General features: G+C 42.1%; 18 protein-coding genes. 10 read left to right on the top strand and 8 right to left on the bottom strand.

Translation table 11 applies throughout. The features are described from left to right. The 4 genes from H6G05_RS24325 to H6G05_RS24340 all read left to right on the top strand — a co-directional run. Positions 1-1,356: hypothetical protein (locus tag H6G05_RS24325; protein WP_322096429.1), on the top strand; the 1,356-nt coding region annotated here is incomplete at its 5' end. Between the two features lie 134 nt (positions 1,357-1,490). After that, positions 1,491-1,709 carry a hypothetical protein gene (locus H6G05_RS24330; protein WP_190582473.1) on the top strand — a complete coding sequence of 73 codons (219 nt, stop codon included), beginning with the start codon at positions 1,491-1,493 and terminating at the stop codon, positions 1,707-1,709. Between the two features lie 155 nt (positions 1,710-1,864). After that, positions 1,865-2,194, top strand: a complete 330-nt coding sequence (locus H6G05_RS24335) for a hypothetical protein (RefSeq protein WP_190582475.1) — start codon at positions 1,865-1,867, stop codon at positions 2,192-2,194. A gap of 106 nt (positions 2,195-2,300) precedes the next feature. Then, entirely contained in the window at positions 2,301-2,498 is a 198-nt protein-coding gene (locus H6G05_RS24340) for a hypothetical protein (RefSeq protein WP_190582477.1), read from the top strand. Between the two features lie 53 nt (positions 2,499-2,551). Here the strand turns inward: H6G05_RS24340 and H6G05_RS24345 are convergent, their stop codons facing one another. Both H6G05_RS24345 and H6G05_RS24350 read right to left on the bottom strand, forming a co-directional pair. After that, positions 2,552-2,731 carry a hypothetical protein gene (locus H6G05_RS24345; protein ID WP_190582478.1) on the bottom strand — a complete coding sequence of 60 codons (180 nt, stop codon included), beginning with the start codon at positions 2,729-2,731 and terminating at the stop codon, positions 2,552-2,554. A gap of 86 nt (positions 2,732-2,817) precedes the next feature. After that, a complete protein-coding gene (locus tag H6G05_RS24350; RefSeq protein WP_190582481.1) occupies positions 2,818-3,489 on the bottom strand; it encodes a recombinase family protein in 672 nt (223 codons plus the stop codon). 196 nt (positions 3,490-3,685) lie between these two features. Between H6G05_RS24350 and H6G05_RS24355 the strand changes: the two genes are divergently transcribed. From H6G05_RS24355 to H6G05_RS24365, 3 genes are all read left to right on the top strand, one after another. After that, complete coding sequence (locus H6G05_RS24355; RefSeq protein WP_190582483.1) at positions 3,686-4,096, top strand: hypothetical protein; 411 nt, start codon at positions 3,686-3,688, stop codon at positions 4,094-4,096. Positions 4,097-4,107: 11 nt separating this feature from the next. After that, positions 4,108-4,374, top strand: a complete 267-nt coding sequence (locus H6G05_RS24360) for a hypothetical protein (RefSeq protein ID WP_190582486.1) — start codon at positions 4,108-4,110, stop codon at positions 4,372-4,374. 119 nt (positions 4,375-4,493) lie between these two features. Then, positions 4,494-5,000, top strand: a complete 507-nt coding sequence (locus tag H6G05_RS24365; protein WP_190582487.1) for a hypothetical protein — start codon at positions 4,494-4,496, stop codon at positions 4,998-5,000. A gap of 152 nt (positions 5,001-5,152) precedes the next feature. Here H6G05_RS24365 and H6G05_RS24370 read toward each other — a convergent pair whose 3' ends face one another. The 6 genes from H6G05_RS24370 to H6G05_RS24395 all read right to left on the bottom strand — a co-directional run bounded on the left by H6G05_RS24370 (position 5,153) and on the right by H6G05_RS24395 (position 9,995). Continuing rightward, entirely contained in the window at positions 5,153-8,374 is a 3,222-nt protein-coding gene (locus tag H6G05_RS24370; RefSeq protein WP_190582490.1) for a plasmid replication protein, CyRepA1 family, read from the bottom strand. Next, positions 8,374-8,562, bottom strand: coding sequence for a hypothetical protein (locus tag H6G05_RS24375; RefSeq protein ID WP_190582492.1), 189 nt, complete (start codon positions 8,560-8,562; stop codon positions 8,374-8,376). The genes H6G05_RS24370 and H6G05_RS24375 overlap by 1 nt, the downstream gene beginning before the upstream one ends. Continuing rightward, complete coding sequence (locus H6G05_RS24380; protein ID WP_190582494.1) at positions 8,555-8,701, bottom strand: hypothetical protein; 147 nt, start codon at positions 8,699-8,701, stop codon at positions 8,555-8,557. Before H6G05_RS24380 ends, H6G05_RS24375 begins: the two co-directional genes overlap by 8 nt. 197 nt (positions 8,702-8,898) lie before the next feature. Further along, the gene (locus H6G05_RS24385) at positions 8,899-9,048 is read right to left on the bottom strand and encodes a plasmid mobilization protein (protein WP_190582496.1); all 150 of its coding nucleotides are present in this window, start codon (positions 9,046-9,048) and stop codon (positions 8,899-8,901) included. A gap of 141 nt (positions 9,049-9,189) precedes the next feature. Then, positions 9,190-9,807: a hypothetical protein gene (locus H6G05_RS24390; protein WP_190582498.1), complete on the bottom strand. Its 618-nt coding sequence runs from the start codon at positions 9,805-9,807 to the stop codon at positions 9,190-9,192. Continuing rightward, on the bottom strand, positions 9,804-9,995 hold the full coding sequence (locus H6G05_RS24395; protein ID WP_190582500.1) for a hypothetical protein: 192 nt from the start codon (positions 9,993-9,995) through the stop codon (positions 9,804-9,806). The genes H6G05_RS24390 and H6G05_RS24395 overlap by 4 nt, the downstream gene beginning before the upstream one ends. A 142-nt stretch (positions 9,996-10,137) precedes the next feature. On the opposite strand from H6G05_RS24395, the gene H6G05_RS24400 reads away from it, so the two are divergent. Genes H6G05_RS24400 through H6G05_RS24410 form a run of 3 tightly spaced genes read left to right on the top strand, consistent with a single transcriptional unit; the run spans position 10,138 to position 10,934 of the window. After that, a complete protein-coding gene (locus H6G05_RS24400; RefSeq protein ID WP_190582502.1) occupies positions 10,138-10,380 on the top strand; it encodes a hypothetical protein in 243 nt (80 codons plus the stop codon). Then, positions 10,370-10,654, top strand: coding sequence for a hypothetical protein (locus tag H6G05_RS24405; RefSeq protein WP_190582504.1), 285 nt, complete (start codon positions 10,370-10,372; stop codon positions 10,652-10,654). Before H6G05_RS24400 ends, H6G05_RS24405 begins: the two co-directional genes overlap by 11 nt. Then, positions 10,647-10,934: a hypothetical protein gene (locus H6G05_RS24410; RefSeq protein ID WP_190582506.1), complete on the top strand. Its 288-nt coding sequence runs from the start codon at positions 10,647-10,649 to the stop codon at positions 10,932-10,934. The genes H6G05_RS24405 and H6G05_RS24410 overlap by 8 nt, the downstream gene beginning before the upstream one ends. Positions 10,935-11,153 lie beyond the last annotated feature (219 nt).

An 11,153-nucleotide genomic window follows, 5' to 3' on the forward strand; every position in this document is an offset into this window, starting at 1 on the left:
ATGCAGCAAAAATTTACTAATTCAGAATTTCACACAAGCCAAATACTCCTTAGCGATCGGGTTCGTAGATATGCGTCATGGTGCAGTCATACCGCCTATGGGGTATCGATCGCCCTCTCTCTATCGGTATTTATTCCCTCAAAATTAGAGGCGAAAATAATCCACATTACCGCCGCGATCGCCGCCTATGGCATTAGTAATCGTCTTGATGAACTGGTAAAGCTTGCCAGTGGTTATGAGGTTCGTAGCCATGTTCAGTCTGAGACTAGTTATCAGCAATGGCTTACCCACGCAATGAAGCCGCCCTTGCGAGATGTGGTTTTGGCACAACCTGAAATAGTCGAAAGTCCAACTTTTTACGATTGGAATAATATCTCTGATGAGGCTGTCGGTTTTCTAATTTGTGGTAATTCTGGTTCGGCTAAAAGCTCCTTAGCTACTTGGTTAGCAGGTCACTTAAGCCAATACAACCCTATGGGAGTAATTGCCTTAGATCCTCACTTTAATGATTGTTGGCAACTTGCGGGTATTCCCTCTATAGGCAAGATCGAACAAATAGAAGCCGCCCTTAATTGGCTTCTCAATGAACTAGATGCAAGATGTGAACGTAAAGGTAATAAGCAACCTTTGGGCGATCATTTATTCATCATTTGCGACGAACTTAACGCCGCCTTGGAACGGTTCAAGGATAGAAAAATAGTTGAATCCACATTACGACGGCTTGGCAGTGAGGGGCGCAAATTTGGGCTTACCTTTTGCGGGTTGAACCAAAGCAGTAACGCAGGAGCGATCGGCATTGACGCAAAATATCGATCTAACTATGCCCTGATTTTATTAGGTCAAAGCGCACGAACTCACCCGCAACTAGGCAAGCATTTAACCGATGTTGCTTACCCTTGCTTACTTGATGGCAGTATCGCGCCGTCATTAGCTGTGCATCCTACTCATGGGGATTACAAAGTATTTAAGAAGTCAGGCAACCCGCCCAAGAATTTGAAACAGATTAACCAATTACCTCTCCCTAGTGGCTTGCTAGCTGCAATAGATGATCGTCCCATTGCTGTTCAGATGGTTGAAAGTGGTTTACCTCCTAATGTTGCCACTGCCTTAAGCACACAACCACAAAGCACAGCGATCGCCCCTGTGTTTCAGAAGATTATTAATTATCTCGATGGTAAGGACTGGAAGAAGGATTATGAGATTAAGGCAAGCATCAGAGAATTTAAGGACGCTGACACCCCATTAACTGAGTTGCAAGGTTATTTGCAATTTCTGGAAACTCAGAATTTAGTTGAGACTCGAAGCACTCAAAGAGGGGCGTTAGAGGCTCGTACAATTCGAGACAAGACAGCTTAGATCGGTATTTTTGCCCCTATGATGCTTGTCTTGTCTATGTCCTGAGTTTTTGTCTTGTCTTGTCCTGATAATTTGTCCTGTAATCTTGAAGTAGATTTTTTTTACTTCAAGATTATTTTTTTGAACAATGAACAATGAACAATGAACAACCAACATTTAAGTTATGGCAAGTCATAGCGATCGGTATAGTTTTTTTCTTTGCGGTAAGTTTTGCGATCGCATACTTCACCGCAAAAAACGATCCGCTCAATAATGTTGATATCGATTTATTTCTTGAGGGATGCTCTTATATTTTCAAGCCTGATGGTAGCTACGATGTTGTTAAATTTGGTGATCCTCGTTGTCCAAAATAGTGATCACTTCTTTTGCTTTTTTCTAGCTTGATCGAACTGGCGGCGCTTCCATCGGTAGGTATTGCTTTTAAGTGAAATTAGTTGATAAAAGCCATCTATCAGGAAATCTAGAAACTGTCGAAACCGCGATCGCTTTTTCATATTATTTTTAAGCTATGACCATTTCAGATTTACCGCCTTGTCCTAATTGTGGCGATCGCAACTTATCCGAGGTTGCTGATTATGTTGCGCCCGAAGAACAAGATCGCGAACCTTGCAAATATTGGTGGTGCTTATCCTGTGATTGGAAATCAGAGATATTTTACTATCCTGCTTTGCAGCCCGAATTAGGGTTATGGGAGCCAACAGAAACACCCATAGAGATGTCTCAAGCCACTTATAGACAGCTATACGATCTACTGCATGGGTTAGCAGCCGATCTGCCATTTAACCAGAAAGTTAAGGCGGCTTTGCAAAGGTTAGAGACGGTTAAGATAGTTAGCTAGAGTGAGTTTGAAGGCTATCTTGCAGGTTTTTACACGTATCCTGTAGCTGTCCCTTGGCGCGTTACTTTTGTGTGCTACCTTCATTCTTGAGAACACTAAAAACATCATGAATAAAAAAGCAATTATCATCACAGCGATCGCCATCTTAACCGCAGGTGCGATCGGTGTGATAATTTACCTCAATACCCGCCCCAAACCCGTGTCAGGCTGCGATATTTTGCTTACTAAAATGCTTGAGGCAAAAACTCAAGATGAGCGTAATTTCGCTGAGAAGCGATGGACTGATACTTGTATTACCAAGTAACCTTCGCCAATTGGTTAGAGTTGCTTTTTTTGTTTAACAAAAGTCCAACATAGTTAAACTTCGATTAATCCCATATCCGCGATCGCCTTGGCACTGATATCACCTATCAGATTACATATCAGGCAGTTTCTTAGATCGGTATCCAATCCCTCTAAATACTCCTTAGCGCCGCCCTTTTGCCAATAGTCCAACAATGTTAAACAATGTTTACTAACTAGGCTTGGATGTTCCATAGAGAAGCTTTTAGCCTGTGTCCTATTCCGTAGCGCTAGGCTTACCATTGCAAAGCCTAGCGATTGTATAACTTTGTCCAACATTGTTAAGCTGCTCTCCCTAATACTCGACTAACTTGGATAGGTTGCCACTTTGCGCCGCGCTTTGTAGTTATGCCTTGGTTGTTCAGTTCATCAGCAATCATCTGTAATGTTGCCCCGTCTGCTTTCATGGCTTGGATGAGTGCGATCGCCTCATGCTCCTTAGCAACCTTAACTAATTTCTTTTCTACCATCTCGAAGCCGAACGCAGGTGATCCGCAATGTTGCCCCTGATCCTTTTTATGTGCCATTGCCATAATGGTACGCTCTGAAACTTGATCGCGTTCTAGCTGTGAGAGAGCAGCCGTCATATTTACAAAAAACTTACCTAGTGCTGACTGTGTATCAAGTTTCTCGACAATGCTATGAAGTGAAGCGCCATGTGATTCTATTTCAGAGATTAGGTTAAGAGCATCTAAAACCTTACGGCTTAATCTGTCCAACTTATAAACCACAAGTGCAGATGCTTCATTGTTAGACAACATTGTTAAACATTGTTGTAAACCATCGCGATCGGTGGACTTGGCAGACTTGCCAGCATCACAAACAATCTCGACTAACTCTAAATCGTTCAGTTCGCAGTAAGCCCGAATTTTAGCTGACTGTGCATCCAAGCTCACGCCCTCTGTTGCCTGTCCCTCTGTGCTTACTCTGATGTATCCGATCGCCTTAGTCATTTGTTTAACTTTGTTTAACTCTATGTTTAACATTGTCTAACTTTTGTCTAACATTGTCAAGTATTTGTTTGACATTTGTTAGACTTTGTTTAACACAAGGGAACGGTTTTGTTAAATAGGGTTTTGTTAAACATTTTGTTAAACTTTGTTGGACACAAGCTATAATGTTTTACATGAGTTAAACAATGTTAGACACATGGCTAAAGATCCTAATTTTGTATCGGTAAGGTTGCCTGATGACGTGGCGATCTGGTTGCGAGAATATGCCACTGCTAACAAGATGGTTAGAGCAGATAAGCCAAATATGGGCGGCTCGATCATTGCTGTTATTCGTGGCGTGATGTCAGGTCAAACAATTTCTAACAATGTTGGACAATCTAGCGCCGCCCCTGATGTGGATATTGAGAGCATGATTAATGAAGCTCTCAACTCAAAAATTAAGGAGCTGCGAGAGGAGTTTGAGGAGCATGAGAGTATCATCGTAGCTCGTTCACAAAAGGTTTTTGAGGTGCAAATATCCACTTTCAGAGAAGAGATGAATGAGGCGATCGCAACTGCAAAAAAGCCCCTGCTCTCAGTGATGAGAGAGAAAGTGATAGCAGCTTAGAGCCTGATAGATTGTCAAGCATTGAGGCGATCGCCGCCGCGACTGCAAAGCCCCAAACAAACAAGCGATCTCGCAAAGCACCTAAAAAAACTGATACAGACAAGCCCTATACATTGGTGCAAATGAATAGAGCAAAGGGACTGGAGAAAATGAAGGAACTTGGGTTAGAAGAGATTCCAGAAACAGGGAAAGATTTTGCCATCCTTTACCCCGATCATTTTGAATATGATGATAAGAACAAAAAACTGAGTTATAAGAAGCCTAAAACCCAGTCATAGCAACCGTTTTAAGCCTATAGCGTTATTTGAGCGCTGTAGGCTTTGCGGTTAGCTAAGGTACAAACACACCTAAGCTTTAATACGCAAGGCTTATAGCTCAATCTGAGAGGAGTTTTTTTATGGATAAAACAGAAGTTCGGGCGGATGCAATTAGAGGAATAGGTCAAATAGAAGCTGTAACCATTTCTTCTGTGCTTAACGCGGGTGATGCGTCCACAGCTTTATTTTGTGAGCAGCTATCAAAGCCACTGAGTAACGATGAAATAGAACTCATGCTTAGTAATCAGGCGATCGTACTCAATGCCATAGGGAATCGCAAAATACAACTAAGCAATGACTTGACACGATTAGCGAGTAGCAGTGAACAGAATCGTCAAGTCTGCGATCGTTGGCTTAAAGATGGGTTCAAAGCTTTGGAGCTATCCCGAAAATGCCTCACGGCTTTGAATGAAGTTCGCAACCCTAAACGGTCAACATTTATCAAACAGCAACTAAATCAACTAAATTTAGGTGATCACGATGGCAGCAAGACAGTGGACAGAATCGCAGAAAGCAAGACAGAGAGCTTTAATCCAAACTTGGCAACCTTGGAAACTCTCGACGGGTGCGACAACCCAAGAGGGTAAGGCTATCTCTAAAATGAATGCTCTCAAGACTGGAGAATATACCGCCGCCGCCATTCAAAGCCATAAGGAGCTTAGAGCTTTGTTTCGTGAGATTGAAACTCAGCTTAAAAATCGAAAATAATTTTGATTGGATTTAAAAAACGAACTATTTGTTAGAAATAACCAGCCGCCCGATCTTCAGGACTAATAAAGTGATGAAGAGATCCAGCATCAGTAATAGTATTTATTATCTTTGGTGGATCTAACTCAGTGTTATATGTATCAAGCATTTCAGCCGATTTTTGAGCCAATTTTTGAGCATCAACTTTTAGCCAGTTTTGCAAGATCTGATAGCGGATGTCAGTCCCCAATATGGGCATAAATTTATAAACTCGATGCCCTGCTTTACCATCTGCCAATTTATCTCGACTGACTTGGTTTAGCTTTAATCCCAAAATGCTCAGCAGTTGGTTAGAGATGGCGATCGCACTTGCAGCAGGATTAATATCAATACCAAACATGGTTTTAAGTTCGTAGCGATGTTTGATAACTCGTTTCTTGAACTTGATTAAATCTGCATCCGCGCCGCGATATTCCCTATCAGGTTGCATCAGTACATTAACGATGTCCAACTTTCTCAGCAGATTAATTTGACCTTGCAGCAGTGATTTATTTGCGCTTGGTTGCCATAGTTGACCTTTGCTGTTGAGTAAATTCGATAGCTTGTTTTTATCTCTTGGTTTTAGATATTCCTTGCCATCAGTCAGGAAGTAGACCAAACGCAGTTTTTTATAAAGCCCGTCGTCGTCGAGTTGGACTAATTCGGGCGTAACTTCCACACCATAGGACTTGTTTAACTTCCATTTGTGTAACTGGTATTTATGATCATCGGTTCGAGATTTTGAGTCTGCAATTTGTTTCGCCCGATCATCGTCGATGGTCAAAGCATTAGAGACAGCCTCACACTCTTCTGAGTAGGACTCATTACGGTTCGCTGTAGCAATTTCTAAAAGTTTTTTAGATTCCGCTTTGTCGATGTCATCAGCAGACTGGACAATATGTCCATCAGCTTTCAGTCCGTCGATAATGGCATCTCTAAACCGAATAGCATCCGCTTTGACTCTTGCCTGCATCTTTGCCCATGTGGTCAAAGCAACGGGAAAAGGATTAACGTCGATGTGACCTAAGTCTGCATCCTGTAACTCTCTGATGTGCGCTCTAAGTGCCTTAGATTGCCTTGTTAGGGCTTGTTTGTAGTCAGGATTGCCAGATATAGGCGAGTAAGTTTTAGCCCAAATATGGCGCTCTACTGGTTCTCTGTACCTTGCTAATGCTTGCCTAGCACTATCAGCAGATACCACACCAAAGAAGATCCCGAATACTGCATCAAACAATCCTTTAGCGTCGATGCTTACACCCGTTTCTATAGTTGGAGTAGCAATAACTAGGTCATAACCAGATAGACGATCGCAGATATTCGCATCCGTCAAAATCCTGTAAGCAGGATGATCGGGATTTTGAACCGTGTGGGAATCAATGAGAAGTGTTTTGAGGTGTGGATATTGTTTATTGACCATCCGCTCAATGTTTACGCCCGAATACCTACCTTTGCGCTTTTGGCTGTCGAGATGCAAAATACATTTTTTCCCAATGCCTAAGTACTCAAATAACTTTTGCTGTAGTCCAGTTGGCGCATTGCCAGAGTAGTTAGTTATATTCCAAGGTTTCTCAAATAGATAATTATTCAGAACGATGTAAGGCTCAAAGTCAGAACGATTAACTAATCCTGATGCGAACTCGATAGCAGTATTTGTTAAGTCTGCATCAAGTAACCAAGTGCGATCGCATTCTTGCAATAGTTGCGTAAACATGGCGATCGTATCGACGCGACGGGATTCTATATCGGTTGTGGAGTTCAATAAATGCCAAATACTTTGCTCAGCTTCATCCAAAATAATCTCGCAATCTTTCCAGTCATCAGGATTAATTTTGTGTAGGCTGTCCCATGTCGTCACCATGCCGAATAGTGATATCTCGCTAGCGATCGCCGCCTTAATATCCCCTGTCGCATTTTCTAACTCGTAATGGGTTCGCAGTCCTAAACGATGCCCTAATTGTTGGGTTAGTTGCGAGCGATGGCAGATTACTAAAAATCGTTTGTAACCTCTTTGACCATCGACATATTTGGCAATGTAGCCAGTTTTGTTAGTTCCTTTGGGCGATCGCAAACAGATTAATTTTGCACTTTCGGGAATATCTAGATCGACTAAATACCTTTGGCTGATGGTTACTGACTCATCCTTTAAGGCTTTGTGCTGCAAGCCTAAGAACTCATACCAGCTAATTTCTTTGATTCCGTCGATGCTGTCGAGTTCGTCGATGTCCTGATGTTTGGTTTTAGAGAATTGTCCATACCATGCGACTTTCATCTCATAGCCTACCTTCATAGCAAGTTTGTAGGAATTGCTATAGGTATTCATCACATGAGGATTTTGTAGCGCCCCTGCATCAGGATATAGCAGCAAATAGGGCTTAACCCCTTGTTCTACTTCGATTAGTTTTAATGCTTGCTCAAACTGTTCTGGACATCCTGCAAAGTTACCTGATGCCATACCAAGGCAGATATGACCTACTTTGTCAGCAGCAATAGAGGATTTTAAATATCCTTCGGGGAGTCCTACAACACCTTTTTTAATGAGGTTTTGAGGTCTATAGACTCCCATCGGTAACTCTCCATTAGGTAAATGAGGAGTTGCGCCATCAGGATTATTTTTTGTCTTGGATGTCAACCAAGGGTATTTATTCCCGTCGATTGGCTCAAATACTCGATATTGACTACCAACTATTAAGCCGTCGATGTTTGGTATCGGTACTAAGTACCCATCAGTCATGACGTTTAATTTGTTGCCTTTACCGATAACCCCTGCTAATTGGGTTGTCATGGCATGGCGCAAAGGATGCCATTGTCCGACGGATGCAAATAACATCCGCTCGATCTGCTCAGCATTTAAACCACGTCGAGATAAGTCTGCTAGGGTGCGATCATCTACCTGCTTACCATGTGGCAACTGATTAATTAATTTTCGATATTCGCGATCCCGTTCAATGAGGTTTAAGGATGCCTCATGCTTCTGTTTGGTGATTAAATCACGCTCTACTTTTTGGGCTTTGTAGACTCGTTTAGCATCGTTGCTATGGGTTTGTCCGTTGTCTTCGGCATAGACACCCCATAACCCATCTTTGGACGCATGAAGATATTTATAGCCTGATATCTCGATTAGTCCGTCTGGACTATTCATACAAAGTGAAATTTTATCGACGATCCGACACTTGCCTGTGTTGTCGTCGCATATTGGGCAAATTAAACCCTTTTTGGTGGAGGTGAATTTACTCATTATTCGATCCCCCATGAAATACCAACGCGATCGCAGATATCACCAATCATTGATAATTCTCGATCTGTTGCCCTGCCCTGATAGCGAGTTGCAAGGCGGCTTAAGGCTGTAATTTCGTAATCTTTGAGTTGATGGTCAAACTCGAAGACAAGGCGATCGCACAAGTGGATTACTTCTTTGTTACTCATGGCGATCGCCCTCTCTAGCTAAGATGGCACGATCAACGATGCGAGATGATACTTTTATTGGCAGTGAAAAAAGCTGATGAGCAAATATCGATGAATGTCGATATTGCTTTAATTTTGTGGTAGAATTAAATGAATACATAGGGCTACTTCCTTTATTTAGCAAGGTTTGTAGCCGCTTTCAGTTTTTAGAGAGCCTAGAATATCCGATAAAAATCAGCAATTAGAATGTATTGCTAATCCTCAGAAATTAGATAAGATACGGGTGTAACACAAATATCTGGACAAATAGAAACGCCAATTTCTATTTGTCACCGCCGTTCTAAGCTCTCCTTGAACTTAGGCGGCATCTTTTTTATTGGTGAACAGAGAGGATCGAACGTAGGTACTAGGTGTAACTCCCATCGATTTTGCAGTAGTTTCAACCGCTTGTTTTTGGCTAGGGGTAAGCCTTACAACGAGATTAACTTCTAAGGTTTCGCTTTTCATGTTTTTTGCATTGCAGCTATAGATAAAAAGGTCATGCAGAACTTTGATTTTGTCAAATGCAATATTTTGTCTTAGTGCATTGCAGACCTATAACGCAAAAATAAAGCAGAGCGATGATTTTGGCAAATCAAAAAATTATTGTTAATTGAGATCGCCACTTGGCAACCCATAAGGCTCAATCCCATTGTCTCTAAGCACAGACAGATAATAATCTCGCTCTCTACGGATATCGTCATCTAGAGCAAACCCTTCACCTAAAACGGCTAAGTCTCTTTCTAGCTGTTGATTTTGTTGAGATAGCCGATCATTGCGCTCTTGCTCAGTGCGAATTACACCAAAGGCATTATCAAACCTACGCTCTAGAGATTCAGTGGTTAGGGAAACTGTCAAAAGTAATGCTGAACGATTACCGCGAAAACTTTCCCAAGCCCAATACAGGGCAACTAGTTCTAGTGGTAAACCTCTAACTCTTGTTTGACCTTGAGATCCACCTTCACCTATATCGACAGTTAAGTTTTCTGGTTTATAGGTATCAGTAGACTCATCAGGCAAAAAATCGAAAGTGCCTTGAACTTCTCCTAGTAAGCGTTTGAGCGCCTTAGATTGCAAAAAATCGAAAGTGCCTCTAGCAGGTTTTCCGATACATTCAGCAGCTTGGCTAAGTGACATCCGATAATTACCATCAGGCAACATGAAAGCATCAACAGTTAACGCCCCGATCGCCACAGTAGCGCGGGTTGCTTTGATTGATTCACTCATGACTTTTTGCCTTTGGTGCGATCGCCTTGATGCTGCTTTAGCCAAGTTTCGATAATTAGCGCTGCTTGAGCGCCCATAGACCTTTTTTCACTTTCTGCAATTTTTTCTAATATTTCGATCTGTTCCTCACTCAATGGCACTGATAGCCGCTTTTGCTTCACTTCTAAATCCTTTGAATCAAGTTGCATCAATCCTACAACCATAGCCTTGCATCACTTTGACTAATTTTGATGCAACTATGCTACCTTAAAAACAACAAAGGCGATCGCGCCTGTCTGGACAACTAGGCGATCGCCCCTATTTATCCCTATATCTAAGGATTAGTTAATTATGGACTCAAAACAGCGTTTATACACTTTGCAAGATATTCGGCAAAGCCTACATGTAGCCATCTCACAAGTGGCTGTCTACAACTTGTATGTTGATTCACACGCTAATGATAGTCATTTTTCAAACTGCCTGATTAGTTTGAAAGATTCACTGGAAGATATTTCCGCCCGCCTATTTCAGTACCAGAACTCGACAGAGATCGCCCCTTCAGTAAATGAGGAGGTCAGCACCGATGGCAACTAAACCCAAGACAATGGCACAGGATGAAGCGGCGCGAAGCGCCGCCACTGATATCGCCACTAATGCGATCGGTCCTGGTCTAAACATTGAAGACATGATCGCGGATCAACTTTTGGATTCAGTGGATTGGCAAAAGGTCAAACAGGCATTACTCAAGAAAGCGCCCGCACGGCTTTTTAAATGGTTTCAATCTCAGCTATTGCCTGTTGACGGCTCTCCCATGATCACCAATGAGATAGAGGCGATCGCACTGAGTGAGGGTGATAGCAATGCTTAAAATCTTCTTCGTATCTATCCCCCTCTCACTTGCCATTGGTGCATCAGTTGGATATCGCATATCAGAACTAGAGAGAGAATCATTAATCTCTAAATTTAATCAGCAAGGCTACGCGATCGCCGCGACTGCACCAATACCAAAGCCAAAGCCCTTAACTCGCAGTGAGCTAGAAACCCGTTTTATTGCCTGTGTCGGAAAACCAATGAGACTACAAGCCTTTAGTGACAAGGATTTAAACGACTCACTCGCAGAATGTGAAGCCCTCAAAGCTCAAAGCTAATTACTGTTAGAAACCTTTATTTCTTGCCTCACTTCCTAACATAAACCTCAAATGCTTACATCTATTAGCTTTGAGGTTTATTTTTTAAGTTTCTTCACCGCTTTAACTAACAAGAATTATGCAGCAAAAATTTACTAATTCAGAATTTCACACAAGCCAAATACTCCTTAGCGATCGGGTTCGTAGATATGCGTCATGGTGCAGTCATACCGCCTATGG

Source organism: Phormidium tenue FACHB-1050 (assembly GCF_014696925.1).
Lineage (GTDB): Bacteria > Cyanobacteriota > Cyanobacteriia > Pseudanabaenales > Pseudanabaenaceae > Pseudanabaena.